Genomic DNA, 22,977 nt, shown 5'->3' with positions numbered 1-22,977 from the left:
GCGTCAGTGGGGTACTTGCTGCGCCGTCCGCCACCTAGTCACGTACGGGGTCCTCATGACCGCATCGACGACAGAACCAACGACTATCATCCCGTCCAAAGGCCGCAAGGCCGGCAGCGTAGTCGTTACGTGGGTCACCACCACCGATCATAAGAAGATCGGCCATCTGTATCTGATGGCGTCGTTCGCCTTCTTCGTCTTCGGCGGGTTGCTCGCGCTGGTGATGCGCGCCGAATTGGCGCGGCCCGGGTTGCAGATCGTCTCCTCCGAGCAGTACAACCAGGCGTTCACCCTCCACGGCACGATCATGCTGTTGTTGTTCGCCACCCCGACGTTCGCCGGCTTCGCCAACGCGATCATGCCCCTGCAGATCGGCGCTCCCGACGTCGCGTTCCCGCGGCTCAACATGTTCTCGTTCTGGTTGTTCCTCTTCGGCGGCCTGATCGTGGTGGGCAGCCTGCTCACTCCGCAGGGCACGGCGGACTTCGGCTGGACCGCCTACACCCCGCTCAGCGGCGGCGAACGCACGCCCTATGTCGGCGGGGACCTGTGGATCATGGGGCTGGCACTCGCCGGCTTCGGTACGATTCTCGGCTCGGTCAACTTCATCACCACGATCCTGTGCATGCGGGCACCGGGAATGACCATGTTCCGGATGCCGATCTTCACATGGAACATCCTGTTCACCTCGGTGCTGGTGCTGCTGGCCTTTCCCGTTCTGGCGGCCGCGTTGCTCGTCCTGGAAGCCGACCGGCGCTTCGGTGCGCAGGTCTTCGACCCGGAGAACGGCGGGGCGATTCTGTGGCAGCACCTGTTCTGGTTCTTCGGTCATCCCGAGGTCTACATCATCGCGCTACCCTTCTTCGGCATCATCACGGAGATCATCCCGGTCTTCTCGCGCAAGCCGATCTTCGGCTATGTGGGACTGATCGGTGCCACGATCGCGATCACCGGCCTGTCCGTGACGGTCTGGGCGCATCACATGTTCGTCACCGGTGCCGTCCTGTTGCCGTTCTTCTCCTTCATGACGTTCCTGATCGCGGTACCGACCGGGGTGAAGTTCTTCAACTGGATCGGCACGATGTGGAAGGGCTCACTGTCCTTCGAGACACCAATGCTATGGACCATCGGATTTCTCGTGACCTTCCTGTTCGGCGGTCTGACCGGCGTTATTCTTGCCTCGCCACCGATGGACTTCCACGTCTCCGACACCTACTTCGTCGTCGCGCACTTCCACTACGTCGTCTTCGGCACTGTCGTGTTCGCCATGTTCGCGGGATTCCACTTCTGGTGGCCCAAGATGACCGGCACGATGCTCGACGAGCGACTGGGGAAGATCCACTTCTGGACGCTGTTCATCGGCTTCCACATGACCTTCCTCATTCAGCACTGGCTGGGAGCAGAGGGCATGCCGCGCCGTTACGCGGACTACCTCGCGGCTGACGGCTTCACCGCACTCAACACGATCTCGACGATCGGCGCATTTCTTCTCGGCAGCTCCACGCTCCCGTTCTTCTACAACGTGTGGAAGACAGCGAAATACGGAAAGAGAATCGAAGTCGACGACCCGTGGGGGTACGGACGTTCGCTGGAATGGGCCACACCCTGCCCGGCGCCGAGGCACAACTTCATCACCCTGCCCAAGATCCGCTCCGAATCGCCCGCCTTCGATCTGCACTACCCGGAGGTCGCAGCCATCGACCAAGCCGCCGCCACCGGCCGCCGGGACGCCATCGAACCCGACCCGGACTCCGCATCCAAGGGTGATTCGTCATCATGACCGCCCGCTCCACGGGTCACTCGGCACCCGACCCGTACGCGGGCATCGAGCGCATCGAGTGCTTCCTGGCGGCGGCAAGTGCGCGCATCATGGCGCAGGAGGCAGCCGAAGCCTTTGCCGATCAGCTGCCAACGCTCACATCCGCCGAGCGGCAGCAGCTCGTGAGCCTGTACGCCGGCGAGCGGCTCGCTGAAGCCGAGCGACGACGAACCCAGATCGCACAGCGGGACGCTGCTCAGGACGTACGCAACCGGCTTCGGCGGCGATGCATCGGAATCGCTCTGCTGCTGAGCCTCTTCAGCGCTTCACTGACCCTGTGGTTGATCGTGGGGATGGTGATGTGACCGAGGAACTCGCCGCCTGTCGGCGTGTCAGGTCGAGATGGGGCGTCCGCGGTCAGACGCGGGTCGACGCGTCCTGCTCAGCGGCGTCGGTGTTCCCGCGCCCCCTGGCTGTGCCGACGGCGGCGAGTACGACGGCTACTGCGAGAACAAGCAGCCCACGGAGCCACACCTGGGCGGTGATCTGCGTGGCGAGCACCAGGCAGGACACTGCCCCCATCACCGGGAGGGCGGTGGGCGCCCGGAAGTGGTCTGCCGTGCCCGGCTCACGTCGCAGCACCAGGACAGCGATGTTGACGATGAAAAAGACCACGAGCAGCAGAAGAACCAGGGTGGACGCCAGGGTCGCGACGCTCCCGGTGAGCGCGAGAAGAGCCGACAGCGCTGTGGTCGTCGCGATCGCGACCCACGGGGTCCGCCGATGGGGTAGCACCTTGGTCAGCCCGGAGGGCAGCAATCCGTCACGCGCCATGCCGTACGTGAGTCGGGAGGACATGATCCCGGTGAGCAGCGCGCCGTTGGCGACCGCGACGAGCGCGATCGCGCTGAAGAGCCAGGACGGCACGCCACCTGCCGCCTTGACGACTTCGAGAAGGGGTCCGCTGGACTCGGCCAGCTTGCTTGTCGGTACTGCCGCGGAAGCGGCGACGCCCACCAGCACGTACACGGCGCCCGCCGTGGTGAGAGCGCCGAACAGCGCGCGCGGGTAGGAGCGGCGCGGATTCCGGGTTTCCTCCGCTACGTTGACCGAGGTCTCGAAGCCGACGAAGGAGTAGTACGCAAGGACGGAGCCGCTGAGGACGGCGGCGGCCGCTCCCTTCTCAGGAGTGCCGAGCTGTGTGAGGCGTCCGGCGTCACCGTCACCACGCAGGAGCAACCAGGCGCCGAGTACGACAATGATGATCAGTCCGGCGACCTCGATGACGGTCGCCACCACGTTTGCGCGAGTCGACTCCTTGATTCCCCGTGCATTGATCAGAGCCAAGGCAGCGAGGAAGATCACTGCCACGAGGCCGACGGGCAGAGTCACGAAATCCGACAGGTAGTCGCCCCCGAAGCCGCGTGCCAGGGCTGCGACCGAGACCACGCCCGCGGCGAGCATGCAGAAACCCGACACGAAACCCGTGAACGGTCCGAAGGCCCGTGTGGCGTAGTGGGCAGCCCCACCTGCCCTCGGGTACTTGGTCGCCAGCTCGGCGTACGACGCAGCCGTCAGCATGGCGAGGACAAGGGCGACGCCGAGAGGCACCCATACGGCACCGCCCGTGTCGGCGGCGACCTGACCCACAAGGACGTATACGCCGGCACCCAGGACATCGCCCAGGATGAAGAAGTAGAGCAGCGGAGTGGTCAGAACCCGCCGAAGAGCGGGGGTGGATGTGGCCGTAGGTTGCTCTCCATTGGATGGCGACATGCAGAACCGAGTCCCCTGAATCGCAGAAATCACGCCCTTGGTGGATGCCGGCGATTGCCCGGGCCGGAGGGTGGCATGCCCTCGCGGCCGGTCAACTGTGCCGCCGGCCGAGCTCGACATGGCGGCCGGTCCCGTCGCCGCGGCACTGATCGGTCGCAACACGAGGACAGCGGTACTCGTCTGCGCTCGATGCCGTGATCAGCGAGGCGCCCGCCCCTGCGAAGAGGGACGGGCGGAGGGGACGGCGCACTCGGTGCGCCGCACGCCCTCTGGACCTGCATCATCATGCGCGTCGAGCCCGGTCACTCGGGCCGAAACTCGACGCATATGTCATGTTCCCGCGAGGAAAGGGGCAAAACGCTCATGGGTGGAGAACCCGCACGCCTACCGACGACAGCTTCAGCCTCCATCGGGCGCGGACCGATGCCGTGCCCGTTGCCTGCCGCGGTCGGCGGGATCACCACTCCGGATGGACTTCATAGCTGTCGTATCGGACACCCTTCGCTGTGATCCAGGGGCGGAAGCGGCTCGGGCCATGGCCGTCGTAGAGATATCGCACGGCGTCCCCGGTCTCATCGGTCACTATGACCGCTCCCGCCTTTTGCGCACTTCGAAGGGCATGCGTCCAATGCGGACCGCGTTTTCCGGACCGGTAATCAGGAGTTTTGCACTCGGCCATGAGGTCACCTCACTACACGCATGAGGTCGCTCACCGCGACTGGATTTCCCTTTACCCCCTATTTGTCCACCGAATCCCGCCGACTCCCGGAGTCGAGGACTGCGACGACGGCCTGATGCCGCACAGCCAGGGGCTCCATGGCTGGGTGCCCGCCCGGGAGGCACCACCACTGCGGCTGCCACGAGGACCGCGCCGGTCATCGACGACGCCGGCGCGCGGTGGCCGACGGCGTGACGGGACCACGAGGAGGGACCCCGTTCAACCGACCTCACGTGACCGCCTGGTCTTGGGGGCATCGTCAGCCAGGCGGTTCGTGAAGGCGTCGGGAGGGGCGTGCAGGATTCGGGCCCCCGTCGGACCCCTGGGTGGAGCCTGAGAGACTGCCCGTCATGGATATCGCTCGCAGGAACAACGTCACCGTCGTCGGCAACCCTCAGGGGCGGACGGTGGTGCTGGCTCATGGGTTCGGTTGCGACCAGAACATGTGGCGGCTGACCGTGCCTGCGCTGGCTGAGGACTACCGGCTGGTGCTGTTCGACTACGTCGGTGCGGGACGCTCGGATTCGTCCGCGTTCTCGGAGGACCGTTACGCGTCCTTGGACGGGTACGCTCGGGACGTGGTGGAGGTCTGTGAGGCGTTGGATCTCCGTGACGCGGTATTTGTAGGCCACTCGGTCAGCGCGATGATCGGTGTACTGGCGGCCGGCATGGCTCCGGAGCGGATCGGGGCACATGTGATGGTCGCGCCGTCTCCGCGGTACATCGATGACGACGGCTACCGGGGAGGATTCAGCGCCGGTGACATCGACGAGCTGCTGGAGTCCCTGGAGTCGAACTATCTGGGATGGTCGGCGGCGATGGCGCCGGTGATCATGGGGAACGCGGAGCGGCCGGAACTCGGTGAGGAGCTGAAGAACAGCTTCTGCGCCACCGATCCGGACATGGCTCGCGTCTTCGCCCGGACGACGTTCCTGTCGGACTCGCGGCAGGATCTGAAGAGGGTGGCAGTGCCGACCCTGGTACTCGAGTGCACCCAGGACGTGATCTCCCCCCGGGAGGTCGGCGCGTTCGTCCACCAGGCGATCCCCGGGTCGAGGCTGGTCACGTTGGACGCGACCGGACACTGCCCGCACCTGTCGGCGCCAGAAGCCACCAATGACGCGGTGCGGAATTTCCTGGCGGACTTGCGATGATGTGCCGGACCGGGCACCATCCCGATCCGCACGAGGCCGACGACGAGAACGCCTCCAGCGCCGCGTTCGCCGCCCTGCTCGAGGACAGCGCCGAGGAACTGTACGAGGGCGCGCCGTGCGGCTATCTGTCCACACTGATGGATGGCACCATCGCCAGGATCAACGCCAGGCTGCTGGACTGGCTCGGTCTGGAGCGTGACGCGGTGGTGGGCCGGATGCGGTTCACCGACCTGCTGACCGTGGGCGGCAAGCTGTACCACGAGACGCACTTCGCGCCGCTGTTGCGCATGCAGGGCGAGATCAGCGGCATCGCGCTGGAGATCAAGCAGACCGACGGCGGCCGGATGCCGGTGCTGGTCTCCGCCGTGGTCAAGCACGGCACTACCGGAGAGCCCCTGCTGATCCGTATCACCACCTTCGACGCCCGGGACCGCCGCGCCTACGAACAGGAACTACTGCGCGGAAGGAAGGCGGCCGAGGAAGCCCGCAAGCAGGCCGAGGAAGCTCGCCGGCAGGCGGAGGCCGACCGCGCGCGGCTGCAGGATGCCCTGGCCGTTCTCCAGCAGTCCCTGCTCCCCGACATTCTGCCGCCGGTACCCGGGGTGGACACGGCCGCGTACTACCACACAGCCCATCCCGACCGGCTCGGCGGCGACTTCTATGACGTCTTCCCCATCGACGGCAAACGTTTCGGCTTCTTCCTCGGTGACGTGTGCGGCAAGGGCCCCCAGGCCGCCGCGGTCACCTCACTGACCCGCTACACGCTGCGCGCCGCCGCCCTGCACGACCCCGATCCCGTCTCCGCTCTGACCACCCTCAACAAGGTGCTCCACGAGCGTTACGCCGCCGGCGGCGACCCGCGCTTCTGCACCGCAGTGTTCGGAATCCTCGAACCCGACCCCGCGACCGGCCACGTCTCCATCCGCATCGCCTCAGGCGGGCACCCCCCGGTCATCATCGTGCGCGCCGACGGTGAGGCCGACTTCCTGCCCACTCCCGGTGGCCTCCTCGTCGGCATCCTGCCGTCTGCTCACCTGACTGCCGCCACGACCGTGCTCGGCCCGGGCGACACGCTTCTGCTCTATACCGACGGCCTGACCGAAGCCCGCACCGGCGAGGACCGCGGCAGTCTGTACGGTGACGAGGCCCTGCTCGCCTTCGCCGCCGACCAGGCCGGCAAGCCCGCGTCCGCCCTGGTCCACGCCCTCACCGGCCTGCTGAGCAGCTTCGGCGACGGCGTGGACGACGACACCGCCCTGCTCGCCCTCGGCGTCCCGGCCCCCGCGCCCCTGACGAAAAGCAACCGATGAGCCCACTGAAGATCACCACCCGAGACGCCGCCACCGGTCCCGTTCTGGAGATTTTCGGCGAGCTCGACTATGACAACGCCCCCGACCTGCGCGAGTTGATCCCCACGATCGCTCTCCGGCCGGGCCAGCGCCTCGTTCTCGACCTGTGCGGTATGGAATTCTGCGACTCCAGCGGTCTCACCGCCCTGATCGCTGCGCACAACCACGCCCAGGCCGCCCGAGCAGACATCGCGCTCGCGGGCGTACCCGCCCACACGCTGCGCATCCTGCGCATTGTCGGCCTGGATCAGATCTTCCCCATCCACCCTGACAGCGCGGCCGCCACCCGTTCCTGACCTGCCCACGCGCTCACCAGACGACGGCCATATTGCGAGCGGGGATGCGTCGGGGCCCGCGGGAGCGTGCCGCAAGTGCCGGGAAAATCGCCCGCCCGGCAGCATCACCCCGACGAGGGACTTGGATGCTTCCGGGGCGCGACCAGCTATTCGTCCGAGCTCGCCGCCGACGGCGGTACCTCGACGATGAAGAACAGGAAGCAGGTTTTGGTCGAGAGGGCATGGAACTCGTCGGGGAACAGCTCGCGGGCGGCCGGGTCGGGCTGCGGTTCGCTGATGACGGAAAGACGGAAACCGGCGGTGGTGAAGGCATCGGTCATCGCGTGCAACGGCCTGCGCCAGAACCTCATCGGAACGGACTGTCCGTTGAACGTCCAGTCGAAGGTATAGCTGGTGGTAGCGGAGTAATCGGGCCGCGGATCCTGGATCGTGTAGGCCACGAAAGGGTGGTCCACCGACGCGATCAGCCGGCCGCCGGGCTTGAGTACTCGCCGTATCTCGGCCAGCGTCGGCCCCCAATCCTCCAGGTAGTGCAGTACCAGCGACGCGACTACGTCGTCGAACGCGCCATCGTCGAAAGGTAAACGGTCGCTCAGGTCGACCACGTGCAGGGCAACGCCGTCACCCAGCCGCCGCCTGGCCAACGCCAGCATCACGGCGCTGGCGTCGACGCCGGTGACGACCGCGCCGCGGTCGCGCAGTGCGGCGGACAGGGAGCCTGAGCCACAGCCGGCGTCCAGGATCCGACGGCCGGCCACGTCTCCGGCGAGGGCCAGCATCCCGGGCCGCTCGTAGTACGCGTTGACGAGGTTGGTCTCGTTCTCCGCCGAGTACGCCTCGGCGAAGCTGTCGTAGTCATTCACCCGGACCGAATCCGCAGACTGGGCGAGACTCTCGGGCACGTCGGTTGCGCGGTCCATCGTCACAGCCTAGTCGTCACATGATCTGCCGGACGTGCCCCAGGTGCAGCGCAATGTGAGGGAGCTTCGGCGATGGTGTGGAACGAATGGAGGGGCCCTGGTGCCGTACCGGCACCAGGGCCCCGAAGGAACTGCTACACCATCTGCCGACCCTGATACTGCGTCGGCCTTCTGTTTCCGCAGGCCCGACCAAGACGCGGTCGGGGGTGCGGGGATCGCGGATGCGTGACCGGAGACCACCTCACTGTCGATGTCCTGCGGTACCCGGACCCAACACTCGGCCCGGGCGCTCCTGATGGCGCTCGATCCTCCGTTCTTCCCTCTGAATCAATCACTTGCCAATTCGAAACTGGATACTGCTGGTGGCCTCGAACAGCGCCACTCGTCGACAGCCCAACCCGACACCGGTCCTGCGTGTGCTCTGGCTAAGGGCCCTGCTGTCGAACTTCCCGGTACGCGCGCGCAGTCGACGCCTTTACCGGGGGAACCACTGACACCGCACTGCTGATGAGACGAACTGCACTTACCTACGGCAGCCCCTGATCCTGCGGGCCGCCCGGTCCGGTCGTCAGTCCCGTCGCCGTCCTGCAACCGCCCTGGCTTCGAAACTCCACCACCGCACCGCACTGCGAACTGCCAATTCACATACTGCTGCCCGGCAGTTCGTGTCTGCCGGGCCTTGCTGTCTCTCTGGGCTACGGGAGAAACCATAACCACGTGGCCCCTCAATGTCTACTCTGGCCGACATAGATTTTTGAGTCTCCGGCAGTGAGGAAGTCGCTCTCAAGCGGAACAGGGCGTGAGGCGGCCTCTATGTGCCAGGTCACTGCTCCGGTAGACACCGGCGCGTCTTGGGGGATGCCGTGCGGTTGTAGGTGTCAGATCGCGTGTGAAGTCGCTGAGTGTCCTGGGGTCACGGCGGGGCCTGCACACTCCACCTGACGGCGCATCACGACGCCATCGACGTGGCCGACTACGACACCGGCATCGAGGCGCCGCTTGGCTCGTGGTGTCACGCAGTGCGTGTCCCCTGCGTGCGGCTCGGAGGGCAGGGCGAGCCCGGCCGCCCGGCCGGCCGGCCGGAGGGGCCTAGCGCAGCGCCAGTCCGCTTGCGATGGGAGGCGGCTCAGGGTGCACGGTGATGTCGCGGCCCAATGTGACGAGGGGGGTGGCGTCGGCGCGGCGGGCGCGTGCTGCCCGGACGTGTGGTTTGGCCGGTGGTAAGTGCGGGGCCGAGGTAGAACCGCAGGGCCCGCCGTTCGGCGACCTGGCCGCCAGCGGCTCCACGCAGCGACGCCCGGCCAGGGGTGCCGGCGGGGGGATGGGCAGCTGCCCGTCCGCGGTCACGAGTGCTCCCACAAGATTGTCATCCTTCCGATGACAGAGTGCTTGTCATCCATTGGATGACATGTTAGAACGGTGACAGTGAAGCGCATTGGCGGGTACAGCCCGAACCTTCTGGAGGTGTTTCGCGATGTTGATGCGCACCGACCCCTTCCGTGAACTCGACCGCCTCGCCCAGCAGCTGACCGGCTCCGGCACTTGGACGCGACCGGCCGCGATGGCGATGGACGCCTACCGGGAGGGCGACGAGTACGTGGTGGCCTTCGATCTTCCCGGCGTCAGCGCGGAGGCGATCGACATCGACGTCGAGCGCAACATGCTGACCGTCAAGGCCGAGCGCAGGCCCGTCGTCAAGGCCGACGACGTTCAGATGGAGCTTTCGGAGCGGCCGCTGGGCGTGTTCTCCCGCCAGCTCGTTCTGGCGGACACCATGGACACCGAGCGCATCCGGGCCGACTACGAAGCCGGTGTGCTCACCCTGCGTATCCCGATCGCCGAGCGCGCAAAGCCCCGCAAGATTGCTGTCGGAGGGGAGTCCTCCCGCAAGGAGATCTCCGGCTGAACCGGGCGACCAAGGGCCGAACAGCGGCGCAGGACGCGCGCCTGATCCCCTCACCCGTCCTGCGCACCCGCAGCCAAGAGAGGTGGCGGCTGACATGACGCTGCGATGGGAAGCGTTCCTCGACCAGGTGAAGGAGCGCGGTGAGTACAAGACCGTTCAGGAAGCGGAACGCGCGGCCCGCGTCGTTCTCGCCCTGCTCGGCGCCCACCTGGTCGGCGGGGTGCGTGCTCAACTGGCCGCATGTCTGCCGGAAGCCTTCGCCCTGATCCTCCTCAACCCGCTGCAGAGCGCCGAGCCGCTCCCGCCCGAGCGGTTCGTGCGCGCCACCGCGGCCTGGATCGAAGGGGCCACGGAAGCGACCGCGACCTGGGACGTCAGCGCCGTCCTCAGTACCGTCGCCGACGCCGCCGGCGACGACCTCATGGAGCAGATTCTGCTCCAGCTGCCCGCCGGCTACGACCTCCTATTCGGCCGCCCGCAGCCCACCTGACCGCCGAACTCAGAGGGTGCCCGGCCCCCGGGCACCCGCCACTCCCGTAAGGCGCGACTTTTGGGGGCCGGCCTGACGGATTGCCGTGACCGCGTAACCCGCACCGGCCCCGAGGCGTTGAGCAGGACCCGGCGAAGTGGGCGGGAGCCCTGGACACCCGTGGTCCAGGGCTTCTGTATGTCTGACCGCAGGCGGTTGCTCGGGCTCCGGTTGGGCACCTGATCAATGCTGATGGTCGCCCGGCGGTCCGGCGAACGAGCGGCCCGCTGCTCGCGGCCGGCTGATCCTTTCCGCCGCCGCGGCAGCGTCCTGTGCCCGTCCGCGCAGCGCGACGCGAGGGCGGGCACGCCGTACCCGTAACGCCGTTCGCAGAGGCGGTACAGCAGCGGCTCGTCGCATGCGCGGCGGCGCTTCGTGGATCTGCCGAGGATCAGAAGACTGACCGCCGTCGAGCGCACCACCTGATGGTTGGCTAGTCGACATAAGACTCGAGCGTGCCGCGACGCCGGATGTCGAGCGTCGCGCAGTGGAAGGATCCGCCGAACGGGGCGTAGTGGATCAGGTCGCACGGGATCGGCTCGAACCCCCACCTTTCGACGGCCCGCAGCATCGCTGTGTGGTGGCGCTCCACGAGGACTCGCCCTTCGTCGATCATGAGGACGTTCATGCTGAGCCACTTACCGCACATGGACGTGACCTTCAGCAGCCGCTCCCCGATGGGATCGGGCTCGGGGGCGACGAGGATGTCCCATGACTTCAGGACGTCCGGCAGCCGGTTGACGTCGATGTATTCGGGATTGACCAGGGCCTTGCCTGGGCCCAGGGGGAGGAACGTCGTGTCGATGTGCATGGGGGTTCGGCAGCGGCTCTCGATCTCGTGAATGCGATAGCCGGATCCGAGATGACGGCGCAGCCACTCGATGCCCATGCGATTGGTGACGTTGCTGCGTGTCACGAACAGGTCGCGTCCGGCACGCACGAAGTCCGCCGCGTCGAAGACGGGCTCGAACTCGGTGAGGATGTAGCGCATGGCCTCGCCGGGCTTCGGTGGGCTGAAATCCGGGTCGAAGAGTGCGTCGGTGAGCTGTGGCTTCGGTGCAGCCGTCCAACGGGCCCCGCGTTGGAAGTAGTCCTTGAGAAGCCTGCGGTAGGAGTGCGTCTCGAAGTACCGGCAGGGCCATGCCATCGGCGTCTCGATGATCTCGTCTCCGACGACGAGAAGGCTGTCCCGCGGACAGGAGTTGCAGAACCCGCGCGATGACCAGTCAGGAGTGGCGAAGCGCTGCCGGTGATCGACCGGGTCCGGCCTCGTTACGGTGACGCCGAGGGACTGCAGGAGGGCGACGAACCCGTCGAGCTCGACCTGTGCCGGTTCGATCAGCCGTCGTGGGTAGGCGCGCCCTGCGGCAAGCGCTTGCAGTCGCGCCGCCCAGGGAGGGATGTTGCAGGTGACGACCGGATGGCCGGAGGGGATGGTGGCGCCGTCGAGGCGACCGACCACAACCTCTTCCAGCGGATCCCACTCATTGTGGGAACTGACCGGCGACACCAGCGGTGTGGCAGCTGTGCCTCGTGTATCCGTTCCCTGCATCGTAGCCATGGCCCACCGCCTCCCCTCTTGACCAGGCGGCGTGCCGTCAGCCGCCACTCCTCACTATGGGTACCCGGGCTCTCGCCTCTCAACGGCCGCGGTACTCGATCGGGTGGCCGGGCGTCTGCCGGACGGACCCCGCGGAAAAGCCGCACGAGCCCACCGCTCGGGCGCATTGCGGCTGCCGCAGCCTCCGGCCTCCTTGGCCGCCCATGTGCTTTCGGTCGGCCATCAACGGGAACGCGCCCGGGTCAGTGGCGGATCCCGGAGACTTCAGCTGCCGCCGCCGGGGTGGAGCACGCCGGCCGGGCTCCCGGGAAACGACGCCGACCGGGCAGCTGCTCTGCCTGGCGCGCCCGCGCTACGGGGTGTCACGCGCCGATCGCGGGGACGCCATGTGCTGACCAGCGCGGCTGCCAGAAGCAGTTCGGCGAAGTCGCCGCCGTAGTACATGATCTCGGCACCTGCCTGGACCTGGTCGACGGGTGCGCGGATGTCCACCCAGAAGCCGCCGTACATGAGCTGAGAAATCACCGCGTGCGCGGCGATGGCGACGCCGAGGTAGACCAGGCGTGCGCGCACGCCGGGCCGTGAGGGAGCGGGGTCGGGACCGGAGATGGCGTAGGCGAACAGGCATCCGGACAGGAGGAAGTGCGCGTGCAGCAGCCAGTGGGCGACCGTGTTGCCCGTGGCCGCGTTGTACAGGGGAGTGAAGTAGAGCACCGCAAGACCGCCGGAGGACAGCAGCAGCGCGATGGCCGGGTGGGCGAGGGCGCGGGCGGGGCGGCTGTGGAGCACCACGGTCAGCTGCCGGCCACGGGCCGTCGGCAGCGTACGCAGCAACAAGGTGAGGGGCGCACCCAGCACCAGGGCCAGCGGCGCGTACATACCGATGAGCATGTGCTGCGTCATGTGGCCGCGGAAGTCGGCGTGCGCGAAGGGCGCCACGGGCGGCAGGAGTGCCACTCCGAGCAGGAGGATTCCGGTCAGGAAGGCCGCTGTGCGCCGTGGACTCCATCCACGGGCGGGATTGCGCCCGCGGGCCCGGACAGCCAGCAGCAGATACGCCCCGGCGGCCACAGCCAACACGAACCCGGGCAGCAGCACCTGCAGAACGCCGCTGCCTACCGCGTGCCCGTGCTCGGACATGTCGTGCCCCATCAGTGCCGTCGGCCTTCGTGCCGACCGTCGGGGGCGTTCGGGTCGAAGGGCTGACCGCTGCGCTGGAGCAGGTAGCCGCCGGCCACCAGCAGGGCTCCCAGGACGAGGAAGCCGATGTCCCACCACACCTGGCCGTCACCGGCGTAGACGTGGTGGATGCCCAGGATGTGATGGTCCAGGACGCCCTCGACGAGGTTGAAAAGGCCCCAGCCCACGAGCACCCAGCCCCACAGCACACGCGAGGTCCACACCCGCAGCCGATGGTCGGTGACCCGCGCATACAGAAGGGCCAGTCCGAGCAGCACCGAGAGCCAGCACACGGTGTGGAAGATCCCGTCCCACACCGTGTTCATCTCCAGGCCGGAGACCGTGTGGGGGTTGTAGTACTTCACACCGATGCGGTCGTGGTTGGTGCTGCTGAGCATGTGGTGCCACTGCAACAGCTGATGCAGCAGGATGCCGTCGACGAACCCGCCCATCCCCACTCCGAGCACGATGCCCGGTGACGTGATACTTCGCGGTTGTGCAAGGTGGTCACGGGCCTCACCCGTCGTGGTGGCCATCGTCGTCTCCGCTTCTTCGCTGCCTGGAGGTGCTTCCAGAGCGGGTTTCCCTCTCGGCGGTACTCATCCCGGTCCCCGTCCTCCGAACAGAGCACCGAGCGTGAGCCACCGGAACCGTTATGGCCGATCATCCGGTCGGATCGGGATACTCGGCTGGAGTCACGTTCATTGCACTGGCGGGCGTCTACGCCCCGCAAGACGACATCGCTCTGCCTGGCTGAAGCCTTGCGTCGCCAAGGCGCCCCTGCCGTGCGCGGAAATGCCATCGGCACCGGTACGGGCGCGCCGACTCTGATCGCTGCGCAGCGGGGCTACCGGGTCACCGCGGTGGATGTGTCCCGGCGCCGACCGCGGAGGTCGACGCCCGGCCGGCCCGACTCCCGGTCCGTGTACTGCACGGAAATCTCCTGGTGAACGAGGAAGAGCCGGTCGTCTTCCATGCCCGGAGCATCTGAGCCCAGCTGCCGACCCGCCGGTAAGCGCGTCACCTCCTGGCCAGTGTGTTCTGCGCATGCTGTGCCGGGAGAGGGGTACTAGGCTGCCGTCGGCCAGTTTGTGATCATGTGAGGGGTTTGTCGTGGCGATTCGGCACCAAGTCATCGAGCACTCGCCCGAAGCGGTCTGGGCGGTCCTGGAGAATCCCGACCTCTATGGCGAGTGGGTGGTGGGCACCACGGCTTCACGGCCGCTCGACGACCGGTGGCCGCACGTCGACGCGGCCCTGGAGTACCAGGTGAGTCTGGGCCCCTGGTCGTACGAAGGTCGTACCACGGTGCGGCGCTTCGAACCTCCCCAGTGGCTGGAACTCGAAGCGCACAGCGGCCGCCTCGGCACAGCCCGCATTGCCATCGAGGTGAGGCCCTGGGGTGCGCACACCCTGGTCATCGTGGATGAGCATCCGCTGCGAGGGCTGGGAGGAACGCTTCATACCGCACCGCTCGACCTCCTCATCCAGTTGCGGCACCGCACCATGCTTCCCCGCCTTGCCGAAACGGTGGAGCGCGCGACGAAGCAGGCAGTTTCCGCCGCCGCCACGTCTCACTCCCACCGGTCGTGAGGGTCTGACCATGCTGGACGCCGTGGTCATCGGAGCAGGGCCGAACGGTCTGGTGGCAGCGAACCTCCTGGCGGACGCGGGCTGGAGCGTCGAGGTCCTCGAAGCACAGGACGAGCCCGGAGGCGCTGTCCGCAGCGACCGCGGTGTGGACCCCGCCTACACGAGCGACATGTTCAGCGCCTTCTACCCGCTCGCCGCGGCGTCGCCCGTCATCCAGGGCATGCAACTCCAGGCCGAGGGCCTGAGCTGGGCTCACGCGCCGTCCGTGCTCGCCCACCCCCTGCCCGACGGGCGGTGCGCCGTCCTCGAACGGTCGATGGAAGCCACCGCCGACGGGCTGGACGCATTCGCCGCGGGAGACGGACCTGCCTGGGCGCGTATGTGCGGCACCTGGAAGGAGATCAGCCGGGACCTCCTGGACGCGCTGTTCACGCCCTTCCCACCGCTCAAGGCGGGCGCCCGCCTCGCGTTGCGCCTGCGCGGGCCGGTCGGTCTGCCCCTTGCCCGGTCTCTCGTGCTTCCCGCGCGTCGCCTGGGTGAGGAGGAGTTCCGTGGTGACGGCGGCAGGCTGCTGCTGGCAGGCAATGCCCTGCATGCGGATCTGGCGCCGGAGGCGGCGGGCAGCGGGGGTTACGGGTGGCTGCTGTGCATGCTGGGGCAGCACTACGGCTTCCCGGTTCCTGTCGGGGGTGCGGGACAGCTGTCGACCGCGCTCGTACGTCGCCTCGAACGCCGTGGCGGCTCAGTGCGTTGCGGCGAACGCGTACGGGAGATCGTCGTACGAGGCGGCAGCGCCGTGGGCGTGCGCACGGCAAGCGGAGAAGCGATCCCGGTGCGCCGCGGTGTGCTGGCGGACGTCTCGGCGCCCGACCTCTACGGGGGACTGGTGGACGAGCGGCATCTGCCGCGCGCACTGCTGGACAGCATGCAGCGCTTCCAGTGGGACTTCGCCACCTTCAAGATCGACTGGGCACTGGCAGGCCGGATTCCCTGGACCGCTGAGGCCGCCGGCGGCGCGGGCACCGTGCACCTGTCCGACAGCGTGGACGAACTCAGCCGCTTCGCGGCCCAGCTCGCCGCCGGCCGGGTACCCGATCGGCCCTTCACCTTGCTGGGGCAGATGACAACCGCCGATCCCTCTCGTTCCCCGGCAGGAACCGAGTCCGCCTGGGCCTACACCCATGTCCCGCAGACCACCACCGGCGACGCGGGTGAGGACGGCATCACCGGCGCGTGGGACGAACGGGAACAGGACGCCATGGCCGACCGCGTGGAACGGCAGGTGGAGCGCTTCGCCCCCGGATTCCGCTCGCTCATCCGGGCTCGCCGGATTCTTGCGCCGCCGACCCTCCAGGCCCTCGATGCCAACCTGCACGGTGGGGCGATCAACGGAGGTACGGCCAGCCTGCATCAGCAGCTCGTCTTCCGGCCGGTGCCGGGCACCGGGCGCCCCGAAACTCCGGTGCGGGGTCTGTATCTCGCGTCGGCGTCCGCGCACCCGGGCGGCGGAGTGCATGGCGCCTGCGGCGCCAACGCGGCGCGCGCGGCGATCCGCAGCACCGCGGGTGCGGCTCGCGTGCTCACCTCGGCGCAGCGGCTTCTTGCCGGTCGGCTCCGCATTCAGCAGCGCTGAAGGCGGAGCCAACCAGTATTCGGCCGTCTCGCTGATCGGAGGAGCGAGCTCTGCGAGCGGCCGGATCAGGCCGCGTCGCTGCGCTCCGCGGCCGCGCGGCCGCCTGCCCCGAGCGGGCCGGTCGCGGTGAAGGGGGAGCTGGTGAGGCTCCGACGGGCGAGGTGGGTCACCGGGCCCGGCAGAGCTGCGCGTACGGCCTGCACACAGCGGAGCCAGGCGGGGGCGTAGACGGTGGGCGAACGCCGCTCCACGGCCGTGACCAGCCGCGCGGCGACGGTGTCGACAGGGTAGATCTTGCGGGCGGGTCCGGGCATATGGGCCCGTAGCTCTCGCAACACCGCGTGCTGGTCCGCGTCGCGGATCATGTCGGTGTCGGTCCAGTTCAGGTAGGCGATACCGACGCCGACCCCTGAGGGGTCCAGTTCGGCGCGCATCGCGTGCGCGAAGGACTCGACGCCGGCCTTGGAGGCGCAGTAGGCGCTCATCATGGGCGCGGCGCCCATGGAGGCGAGTGATGCGATCTGCAGGTAGTAGCCGTGCGTCGCCGTCAACGCGGGCAGGAAGGCACGGAGGGTGAGCGAACTGCCGATCAGGTTCACCTCGATGACGCGCCGCCACAGTGCCGGATCGGATTCGGCGAACGGGCCGCCTTCCGCGAGGCCGGCATTGGCCACCACCACCGACGGCGGACCGAGGGAACTGCTCACGTCCTCGGCGACCCGCCTCAACGCGCCGGCGTCGGTGACATCCACTGCCCAGTGCTTCGCCGTCGTGGGAAGGGAGGCTGCCACAGCGGCCAGTCGTTCTTCCTCGAGGCCGACAAGAGCCAGACGGGCACCGCGCCGGGCCAGGTGCCGGGCGATGCCCTCGCCCAGACCGCGGGCGGCGCCCGTCACGACGGCGACGCGGCCTTCCAGCGGGTTCCGGTGGTTCATCACTGCGCGCTCCAGATGCTGCGATTGCGTTGGCCGCCTGCCCAGCGGCAGCGACGAGAGCCGCCGTCCGCCGCGGGCAGGCGCCGTCTGCGGCGGGTCAGGGAGTGAAGACGACCTTCACCGCGCCGTCCTGCTTCTTCTGGAACATCTCGTAGGCATCCGGGGCCTGCTCCAGCGGAAGTCGGTGGGTGGCGAAGCCCTCGACGCCGAGCGGGTCGTTGTCGGTGAGGAGGGGCAGGAGGTCGTCCACCCAGCGCCAGACATTGGCCTGGCCCATGCGCAGCTGGATCTGCTTGTCGAACATGGTCAGCAGGGGCATGGGGTCGGCCATACCGCCGTACACGCCGGACAGCGAGATGGTCCCGCCCCGTCGCACGAGGTCGATGGCCAGATACAGGGCGGAGAGGCGGTCCACACCGGCGCGCTGCATCATCTTGGCGGCCAGGGCATTGGGCAGGAGCGTGGTCATGTGCTGGGCGGCCTTGGCAGCGGAAGCGCCGTGCGCTTCCATGCCGACGGCGTCGATGACGGAGTCGGCGCCCCGGCCGTCCGTCAGGTCGCGCACGGCTTCCACGATCTTGTCGCCGTGCTCCTGGAGGTCGAGCACGTGCACGCCGTTCGCCTTGGCCCGCTCCAGCCGCTCCGGCACCAGGTCGATGCCGATGACCTTGCCGGCGCCGCGATGGGCGGCGATACGGGTGGACATGTCGCCGATGGGGCCGAGACCCAGCACCACCACGGTGCCGCCGGGAGGGACGGCCGCGTAGTCGACGGCCTGCCAGGCGGTCGGCAGGACGTCGGAGAGGTAGACGAACCGCTCGTCCGGAGGGCCCGGCGGGACGGCGATGGGCAGGGTGTTCCCGAACGGTACGCGCAGGTATTCGGCCTGCCCGCCTGGCACCTGCCCGTAGAGCTTCGTGTAGCCGAACAGCGAGGCGCCGGTGCCATGTTCGTGGACCTGAGTCGTTTCACACTGCGATTGCAGGCCCTGCTCGCACATGAAGCAGGTGCCGCAGGAGACGTTGAAGGGGACGACGACACGATCACCCGTCCGCACATTGGTGACCTCGGGGCCGACTTCCTCCACGATGCCCATCGGTTCGTGGCCCAGGATGTCGCCGGCGTCGAGGAACGGGCCGAGCACTTCGTACAGGTGGAGGTCGGAACCGCACAGGCCGGTGGTGGTCACCTTGATGATCACGTCGGTCGGATCCTGGATGGTGGGATCGGGGACCGTGTCGACCCGTACGTCCCGCTTGCCGTGCCATGTCAGCGCCTTCATACGTCCATCCCTTTCTTCATGGGGTCGTACGGACCGGTCCGCATTCCCTCGCCCGTTCCCCGGGCGGCCCTGCTGCGGGCGGCCTCGGCTTTCGCCCTTCAGACAGCACCGTGACGGCCGGTTCTTGCGCCGTGGTCCCCGCCGAACCACCGACGATCTTGTCCTCGCCGACGCACGGGCGTGGAGGCCTTTCGTGGATCTCGGCAGGGCTGACCAGGTCGGAGCCTCGGCCGGTTGTCGCCAGGGCCGTCTCGAAGCCGATGGCGATGGCCGCACCGGTCACGATGCCAGAGGGCTGCCCGGGAATCATGCTGTGCCGAGTACCCCCATTGCCCGGTTCATGCACAGCGGTCAGAACGGCATCTTCCGGTACCCGGTTTACGGGGAGCCGCAACCGGAGCCGCCGACAACCGCGGCGGGGGAGTGGCGCTCCGGGCGCGGCACTGGTCTCCGATCGCTCGGGAGAGGTTCACACACCGTAACGGTGCTGTGGTAGGGCCTCAGGACGGCGGGGCGCCCGCGGTCCACCGGCTGGTCCGTTCGGAGGTGCTGCGGCGACTTCGCCGGGGTAGTCGGCGAACCGAGGAACCCTCTACGGGTGGTGTCATGACGGCTGCCGCCGGTGGAGACGAAGCTGTCCATTGGTCCGAAGGAGTAATTCTCGATGCGCGCACTTTCGCTCGTCTGTTCGCTGAACGCCTCGCCCACGTCCTCCAGCAGTCAGTTGCTCGCCGAGCAGGTGATGACGGAATTCCGTGAGCTCGGCGTGGAGGGTGAACTCGTGCGGGTGGCGGACTTCGACGTGCGGCCTGGGGTGGCGACCGACATGGGCGAGGGTGACGAATGGCCCGGGTTGCGGGAGAAGGTCATGCAGGCCGACATCCTGCTCATCGCCACACCGATCTGGCTGGGGCATCCCTCCAGCATCTGCCAGCGCGTCCTGGAGCGCCTGAACGCGGAGATGTCCGAGACGGACGACGAGGGCCGACCGCTCGTGTACAACAAGGTCGCGGCCGTGGCGGTGGTGGGCAACGAGGACGGCGCGCACAACGTGAGCGCCAATGTCTTCCAAGGGCTGAACGACATCGGCTTCTCACTTGCCCCGGGAGCGGTCACGTACTGGGTCGGCGAGGCGCAGCAGGGAACCGACTACCAGGAGCTGAAGGAGACACCCGAAGCCGTGAAGGCGACGACGCACACGCTCGCCGTCAACGCCGTCCACCTGGCCCGACGACTCGCCGACCACCCGTACCCGCCCAGCGGACAGTGAGCTGACTGGGCAACCGACGCAGGGCTCCGGTCGCAGGGGCAGCCGGCGCGGGGCATCGAGAGAGGACATGTTCATGAAGGACAAGAAGCACGACACCGAGACGGCGGCGGACGAGGTTCTGCGCGAGTTCGAGGACGCCGAGACGAACCTGGACGACGGAGAGCGTGACAGCAACGACCGGGAAGCGGCGGACGCCCTGTCGACCAGTGAGGAGGCTCAGGAGTCGGCCCGCAAGGACCGGGGCCCGAGCACCGGACACTGAGCGACCGAGGTGTCGGAGACGTTGAGGACCGCGACGTACCCGCGCCGGGCGGGCATTCGGCCGACGCCGGTACGTCGGGCGATGGCTGCTCGACGGGCGCCGGCCGTCGGGTCATGGCCCTCCTGGTCCTGGCGGCGGTGCTGACCGGCTGCGGCAGCCTGGACGAACGTGAGGCGCAGGTGAGGACGGCAGCCGAACGCTTCACGGAAGCGGTGGCCTCGAAGAACGCCGTGGCCGTGTGCTCGGCGCTGGCGCCGGGGACCCGCAGCGAGATCGAGGACTCCGCGCATCAGCCGTGTGCCGGAGCTGTCTCCGGCCTCGGGCTGCCGTCGGCCGGGGCCCTCGGCCGGGTCGATGCCCAAGGTCGACAGGCCGGGTCGTCGCGGAGGGCGACACGCTGTTCCTGTCGCAGGTCTCCGGTGGGTGGAAGGTCGTCGCCGCCGGGTGCCGGCCCGAACACGGCCGCCCCTATCAGTGCGTCGTCAAGGGCGGGTGAGTGCGATGCGGCTGATGTTCGTGCTCTGCCTCGCCGTCGTCTACGGCGGCCTGGCCTACTTCATCGCGATCGGGCTGATGCGACGATGACATCCGCCCAGGCACACCACGAGGGAAGGCGGCTGATGCGCCGCTGGCTGCGCGACAACAGTCTCGGACTCGCCTTCGGCTTTGCGTTCCTGCTGACTCTCGCCGGTCAGGCTGTCGCGGGACGAGCCGAATTCAATCAGCAGCTCTCAGTCGACGGGCTCCAGCACATCGGGTTCGTCGCCTACTTGACGTCCTCAGACTTCGCGGTCGATGTGACGGAGAACTGGCAGTCCGAGTATTTGCAGTTCTTCCTCTACATCTTCGGCACCGTGTAGCTGCTCCAGCGGGGTTCCCCGGAGTCGAAGGAACTGGGCAAGGCCGGCACCGAGTCCGACGAGGAACAGCAGGTCGGTGAGCATGCCACTGATCAGTCACCTCGCTGGGCTGCCGCCGATGGCTGGCGGCGCGCGCTCTACTCCCGCTCCCTCGGCCTGGTGATGGCCTCGATATTCCTTCTGTCGTGGGTGGCACAGTCCGTCGCCGGCACGGCGGCCTACAACGAACAGCGTCTGCGACAACTGCAGGCCCCGGTTTCCTGGAACGAGTACGTGGCTTCAGCGGACTTCTGGAGTCGCAGCCTGCAGAACTGGCAGTCCGAACTCCACGCCGTCGCGTCCATGGCCATCCTGTCGGTCTACCTCCGCCAGCGCGGTTCCCCGGAATCAAAACCGGTCGGCGCGCCGCATCACTCGACCCGCCGCATCACTCGACCGGCGTCGAAGGCTGACGTTCATGGAGGTCGCCTCGGGGTGAGCCGAGACAGGCCCCGCGAACGTCGAGAACACCCGCTCTGAATATCGGCCGGGTGTCACAGGCTGGGCGAGGTGCTGGTGCAAGCTCCTCGGGGACGGTCGCGCCGGGGGCGCGACATTCCGTCGAGGCTGTCGTGAGGAATTGCGCCGCAGGTTGCCTTCGCGTGGCAAGGTCCGGGCCGGCACCGACACCGGCCCGGACCTTCTCCCGCGAATGCAGAACACCACGGCCGTGTCCAGACCGCTGTGTGCTGCTGTCCGCCCGCGAGTTACTGGGCGCCGACGGGCGGTGACCGGCCCGGCGGGGTAGTGCCGGGCCGGCCGCTGTCCGCGCGTCGACGGGCCTGCGCGCGAACATCGGAAACACTAGATCGCGGTGGCCGCCGGCACGATCCACCTTGCGCGGTCATTGTCCGCGCAGCGCGGGACGATGGTCGGCAACGGCGAAGGCCCCGGAGACCTTTCGGGTCTCCGGGGCCTTCGGTCCGGGGGGCGGGGCCGAACTCACCCGGAACGCAGTGTCTGCGACGGCAGCTCGCCGAAGCGCGCCCGGTAGCGCGCCGAGAAACGGCCCAGGTGGCCAAACCCCCAGCGATACGCCACCTCGCTCACGCTCACTTCGCCCGGAGCGCTGCGGCGCAACTCGTCGTGGATGCAGGTGAGTCGGATGTCGGTGAGATAGGCGAGCGGGGCCATGCCGACGTACTGCTGGAACGCCTCCTGCAGGCGCCGCACGCTCACCCCGGCGAGCACCGCCAACTCGCCGGTGGTGAAGGGGTGTTCGGGCATTCCGTGTATGGCTTCGAGGGCTCGTTTGACGGGTCCCGGTCGCAGGGCGGGGGCCGGGCGGTCGAGTTCCTCGCGGTAGCGGTGTCCGGCGGCGAGAAGAAGCCCGGTGAGCAGGGCCTCCTGGAGCGGACGGGCCACTACGGGCCGCGCCGGCAGCCCGCCTGACTGCATCTCGTCGGACACCGTGCGGATCATGCGTACCCAGCTCAGGCCGGCACCTTTCCCGATGTCCAGTTCGGGTGCGAGAACGAGGGGGCCGCGTACGGTTCGGCCGAGCAATCGCTCCAACTGGCCGTGCAATGCCTTGGCGTTGACTTTCACGGCCAGCAGCGGATGACCGCCGCTCACGCGGTCGAGGGTCGTGTCGCCATAGGGCTGAAAGACCGCCGCGCGTGTGGGCGTTGCCACGGATTCGGTGTGCGGGCCCTGGCGCCATGCCATTTGGCCGCCCAGAGGGACGTCCACGTGATACGACCCCAGTTCGCCGAACCGTATGCGCACATCCGCGCCGAAATCGAGCCGGCCCAAGGTGAACGGGCCGAACGCGGCAATGCCGTACCGGGCCGTGAACTTGGTGTTACCGCCGAGGACGTCGATAAAGTTGGAGTAGAAGCGTTCTCCGATGACCTGCCGGGCTTCGTCCACGTCCGTGGTTCGGAACCTCAGTGGATCTTGACTCCGGAGAGACGACTGCTGCATGCCGCAACCTCCTGCTCCTGGGGGCCGGTG

21 protein-coding genes and 1 pseudogene are annotated in these 22,977 nt (G+C 68.0%); 12 read left to right on the top strand and 10 right to left on the bottom strand.

The window, feature by feature from the left end; translation table 11 throughout:
* Window positions 1–55 precede the first annotated feature (55 nt).
* Together ctaD and ABTX78_RS07945 are read left to right on the top strand one after the other, a co-directional pair.
* On the top strand, window positions 56–1,780 hold the full coding sequence (ctaD, locus tag ABTX78_RS07950; RefSeq protein ID WP_352205940.1) for an aa3-type cytochrome oxidase subunit I: 1,725 nt from the start codon (window positions 56–58) through the stop codon (window positions 1,778–1,780).
* Window positions 1,777–2,124 (top strand): hypothetical protein, encoded by a 348-nt coding sequence (locus ABTX78_RS07945; protein WP_352205939.1) that lies wholly within the window; start codon window positions 1,777–1,779, stop codon window positions 2,122–2,124. Before ctaD ends, ABTX78_RS07945 begins: the two co-directional genes overlap by 4 nt.
* A 52-nt stretch (window positions 2,125–2,176) precedes the next feature.
* Here the strand turns inward: ABTX78_RS07945 and ABTX78_RS07940 are convergent, their stop codons facing one another.
* Both ABTX78_RS07940 and ABTX78_RS07935 read right to left on the bottom strand, forming a co-directional pair.
* Entirely contained in the window at window positions 2,177–3,535 is a 1,359-nt protein-coding gene (locus tag ABTX78_RS07940) for an APC family permease (protein WP_352205938.1), read from the bottom strand.
* Window positions 3,536–3,992: 457 nt separating this feature from the next.
* Window positions 3,993–4,118: a hypothetical protein gene (locus ABTX78_RS07935; protein WP_352205937.1), complete on the bottom strand. Its 126-nt coding sequence runs from the start codon at window positions 4,116–4,118 to the stop codon at window positions 3,993–3,995.
* A 485-nt stretch (window positions 4,119–4,603) separates the two neighbouring features.
* On the opposite strand from ABTX78_RS07935, the gene ABTX78_RS07930 reads away from it, so the two are divergent.
* The 3 genes from ABTX78_RS07930 to ABTX78_RS07920 are packed head-to-tail and all read left to right on the top strand — an operon-like array spanning window position 4,604 to window position 7,052.
* Window positions 4,604–5,407, top strand: a complete 804-nt coding sequence (locus ABTX78_RS07930) for an alpha/beta fold hydrolase (RefSeq protein WP_352205936.1) — start codon at window positions 4,604–4,606, stop codon at window positions 5,405–5,407.
* The gene (locus ABTX78_RS07925; protein WP_352206281.1) at window positions 5,407–6,717 is read left to right on the top strand and encodes a PP2C family protein-serine/threonine phosphatase; all 1,311 of its coding nucleotides are present in this window, start codon (window positions 5,407–5,409) and stop codon (window positions 6,715–6,717) included. Before ABTX78_RS07930 ends, ABTX78_RS07925 begins: the two co-directional genes overlap by 1 nt.
* The gene (locus tag ABTX78_RS07920) at window positions 6,714–7,052 is read left to right on the top strand and encodes an STAS domain-containing protein (protein WP_352205935.1); all 339 of its coding nucleotides are present in this window, start codon (window positions 6,714–6,716) and stop codon (window positions 7,050–7,052) included. The genes ABTX78_RS07925 and ABTX78_RS07920 overlap by 4 nt, the downstream gene beginning before the upstream one ends.
* 146 nt (window positions 7,053–7,198) lie before the next feature.
* On the opposite strand, the gene ABTX78_RS07915 is transcribed toward ABTX78_RS07920, so the two are convergent.
* Window positions 7,199–7,972 (bottom strand): class I SAM-dependent methyltransferase, encoded by a 774-nt coding sequence (locus ABTX78_RS07915; protein ID WP_352205934.1) that lies wholly within the window; start codon window positions 7,970–7,972, stop codon window positions 7,199–7,201.
* A gap of 1,474 nt (window positions 7,973–9,446) precedes the next feature.
* Here ABTX78_RS07915 and ABTX78_RS07910 point away from each other — a divergent pair.
* Together ABTX78_RS07910 and ABTX78_RS07905 are read left to right on the top strand one after the other, a co-directional pair.
* Window positions 9,447–9,878 (top strand): Hsp20/alpha crystallin family protein, encoded by a 432-nt coding sequence (locus tag ABTX78_RS07910; RefSeq protein ID WP_352205933.1) that lies wholly within the window; start codon window positions 9,447–9,449, stop codon window positions 9,876–9,878.
* Window positions 9,879–9,972: 94 nt separating this feature from the next.
* The gene (locus ABTX78_RS07905) at window positions 9,973–10,368 is read left to right on the top strand and encodes a DUF2267 domain-containing protein (protein WP_352205932.1); all 396 of its coding nucleotides are present in this window, start codon (window positions 9,973–9,975) and stop codon (window positions 10,366–10,368) included.
* Window positions 10,369–10,840: 472 nt separating this feature from the next.
* On the opposite strand, the gene ABTX78_RS07900 is transcribed toward ABTX78_RS07905, so the two are convergent.
* From ABTX78_RS07900 to ABTX78_RS07885, 4 genes are all read right to left on the bottom strand, one after another.
* Window positions 10,841–11,959, bottom strand: coding sequence for an amidinotransferase (locus ABTX78_RS07900; RefSeq protein ID WP_502993830.1), 1,119 nt, complete (start codon window positions 11,957–11,959; stop codon window positions 10,841–10,843).
* Window positions 11,960–12,232: 273 nt separating this feature from the next.
* Window positions 12,233–13,108, bottom strand: a complete 876-nt coding sequence (locus ABTX78_RS07895) for a cytochrome c oxidase assembly protein (RefSeq protein WP_352205931.1) — start codon at window positions 13,106–13,108, stop codon at window positions 12,233–12,235.
* An 11-nt stretch (window positions 13,109–13,119) separates the two neighbouring features.
* Window positions 13,120–13,683, bottom strand: a complete 564-nt coding sequence (locus ABTX78_RS07890) for a DUF2243 domain-containing protein (RefSeq protein ID WP_352205930.1) — start codon at window positions 13,681–13,683, stop codon at window positions 13,120–13,122.
* Window positions 13,684–13,994: 311 nt separating this feature from the next.
* Window positions 13,995–14,123 carry a hypothetical protein gene (locus ABTX78_RS07885; RefSeq protein ID WP_352205929.1) on the bottom strand — a complete coding sequence of 43 codons (129 nt, stop codon included), beginning with the start codon at window positions 14,121–14,123 and terminating at the stop codon, window positions 13,995–13,997.
* Window positions 14,124–14,260: 137 nt separating this feature from the next.
* Between ABTX78_RS07885 and ABTX78_RS07880 the strand changes: the two genes are divergently transcribed.
* Both ABTX78_RS07880 and ABTX78_RS07875 read left to right on the top strand, forming a co-directional pair.
* A complete protein-coding gene (locus tag ABTX78_RS07880) occupies window positions 14,261–14,740 on the top strand; it encodes an SRPBCC family protein (protein ID WP_352205928.1) in 480 nt (159 codons plus the stop codon).
* Between the two features lie 10 nt (window positions 14,741–14,750).
* On the top strand, window positions 14,751–16,373 hold the full coding sequence (locus ABTX78_RS07875) for a phytoene desaturase family protein (RefSeq protein WP_352205927.1): 1,623 nt from the start codon (window positions 14,751–14,753) through the stop codon (window positions 16,371–16,373).
* A 65-nt stretch (window positions 16,374–16,438) separates the two neighbouring features.
* Here ABTX78_RS07875 and ABTX78_RS07870 read toward each other — a convergent pair whose 3' ends face one another.
* Both ABTX78_RS07870 and ABTX78_RS07865 read right to left on the bottom strand, forming a co-directional pair.
* A complete protein-coding gene (locus tag ABTX78_RS07870; RefSeq protein WP_502993799.1) occupies window positions 16,439–17,308 on the bottom strand; it encodes an SDR family oxidoreductase in 870 nt (289 codons plus the stop codon).
* 97 nt (window positions 17,309–17,405) lie between these two features.
* On the bottom strand, window positions 17,406–18,590 hold the full coding sequence (locus tag ABTX78_RS07865; RefSeq protein ID WP_352205925.1) for a zinc-dependent alcohol dehydrogenase: 1,185 nt from the start codon (window positions 18,588–18,590) through the stop codon (window positions 17,406–17,408).
* A 664-nt stretch (window positions 18,591–19,254) separates the two neighbouring features.
* Between ABTX78_RS07865 and ABTX78_RS07860 the strand changes: the two genes are divergently transcribed.
* The 3 genes and pseudogenes from ABTX78_RS07860 to ABTX78_RS07850 form a co-directional block, all read left to right on the top strand.
* Window positions 19,255–19,860 (top strand): flavodoxin family protein, encoded by a 606-nt coding sequence (locus tag ABTX78_RS07860; protein ID WP_352205924.1) that lies wholly within the window; start codon window positions 19,255–19,257, stop codon window positions 19,858–19,860.
* A 73-nt stretch (window positions 19,861–19,933) separates the two neighbouring features.
* Entirely contained in the window at window positions 19,934–20,122 is a 189-nt protein-coding gene (locus ABTX78_RS07855; protein WP_352205923.1) for a hypothetical protein, read from the top strand.
* Window positions 20,123–20,742: 620 nt separating this feature from the next.
* Window positions 20,743–21,402, top strand: a pseudogene (locus ABTX78_RS07850) (DUF6766 family protein); the annotation flags it as partial.
* Between the two features lie 561 nt (window positions 21,403–21,963).
* Here ABTX78_RS07850 and ABTX78_RS07845 read toward each other — a convergent pair.
* Window positions 21,964–22,893 carry an AraC family transcriptional regulator gene (locus ABTX78_RS07845; protein WP_352205922.1) on the bottom strand — a complete coding sequence of 310 codons (930 nt, stop codon included), beginning with the start codon at window positions 22,891–22,893 and terminating at the stop codon, window positions 21,964–21,966.
* Window positions 22,894–22,977: the final 84 nt, after the last annotated feature.

This window comes from Streptomyces sp. NPDC096193, from assembly GCF_040302905.1.
GTDB lineage: Bacteria > Actinomycetota > Actinomycetes > Streptomycetales > Streptomycetaceae > Streptomyces.
The sequence above is the reverse complement of the archived record's forward strand: the minus strand, read 5'-3'. Positions and strand labels throughout refer to the sequence as shown.

What these genes read in the sequence shown, in the direction of transcription:
- ABTX78_RS07865 (WP_352205925.1), bottom strand. Translation starts at nt 18,590, where the DNA reads ATGAAGGCGCTGACATGGCACGGCAAGCGGGACGTACGGGTCGACACG.
- ABTX78_RS07885 (WP_352205929.1), bottom strand. Translation starts at nt 14,123, where the DNA reads ATGGAAGACGACCGGCTCTTCCTCGTTCACCAGGAGATTTCCGTGCAG.
- ABTX78_RS07910 (WP_352205933.1), top strand. Translation starts at nt 9,447, where the DNA reads ATGTTGATGCGCACCGACCCCTTCCGTGAACTCGACCGCCTCGCCCAG.
- ABTX78_RS07940 (WP_352205938.1), bottom strand. Translation starts at nt 3,535, where the DNA reads ATGTCGCCATCCAATGGAGAGCAACCTACGGCCACATCCACCCCCGCT.
- ABTX78_RS07930 (WP_352205936.1), top strand. Translation starts at nt 4,604, where the DNA reads ATGGATATCGCTCGCAGGAACAACGTCACCGTCGTCGGCAACCCTCAG.
- ABTX78_RS07890 (WP_352205930.1), bottom strand. Translation starts at nt 13,683, where the DNA reads ATGGCCACCACGACGGGTGAGGCCCGTGACCACCTTGCACAACCGCGA.
- ctaD (WP_352205940.1), top strand. Translation starts at nt 56, where the DNA reads ATGACCGCATCGACGACAGAACCAACGACTATCATCCCGTCCAAAGGC.
- ABTX78_RS07870 (WP_502993799.1), bottom strand. Translation starts at nt 17,308, where the DNA reads ATGAACCACCGGAACCCGCTGGAAGGCCGCGTCGCCGTCGTGACGGGC.
- ABTX78_RS07855 (WP_352205923.1), top strand. Translation starts at nt 19,934, where the DNA reads ATGAAGGACAAGAAGCACGACACCGAGACGGCGGCGGACGAGGTTCTG.
- ABTX78_RS07900 (WP_502993830.1), bottom strand. Translation starts at nt 11,959, where the DNA reads ATGCAGGGAACGGATACACGAGGCACAGCTGCCACACCGCTGGTGTCG.
- ABTX78_RS07895 (WP_352205931.1), bottom strand. Translation starts at nt 13,108, where the DNA reads ATGTCCGAGCACGGGCACGCGGTAGGCAGCGGCGTTCTGCAGGTGCTG.
- ABTX78_RS07925 (WP_352206281.1), top strand. Translation starts at nt 5,407, where the DNA reads ATGTGCCGGACCGGGCACCATCCCGATCCGCACGAGGCCGACGACGAG.
- ABTX78_RS07945 (WP_352205939.1), top strand. Translation starts at nt 1,777, where the DNA reads ATGACCGCCCGCTCCACGGGTCACTCGGCACCCGACCCGTACGCGGGC.
- ABTX78_RS07920 (WP_352205935.1), top strand. Translation starts at nt 6,714, where the DNA reads ATGAGCCCACTGAAGATCACCACCCGAGACGCCGCCACCGGTCCCGTT.
- ABTX78_RS07905 (WP_352205932.1), top strand. Translation starts at nt 9,973, where the DNA reads ATGACGCTGCGATGGGAAGCGTTCCTCGACCAGGTGAAGGAGCGCGGT.
- ABTX78_RS07875 (WP_352205927.1), top strand. Translation starts at nt 14,751, where the DNA reads ATGCTGGACGCCGTGGTCATCGGAGCAGGGCCGAACGGTCTGGTGGCA.
- ABTX78_RS07860 (WP_352205924.1), top strand. Translation starts at nt 19,255, where the DNA reads ATGCGCGCACTTTCGCTCGTCTGTTCGCTGAACGCCTCGCCCACGTCC.
- ABTX78_RS07915 (WP_352205934.1), bottom strand. Translation starts at nt 7,972, where the DNA reads ATGGACCGCGCAACCGACGTGCCCGAGAGTCTCGCCCAGTCTGCGGAT.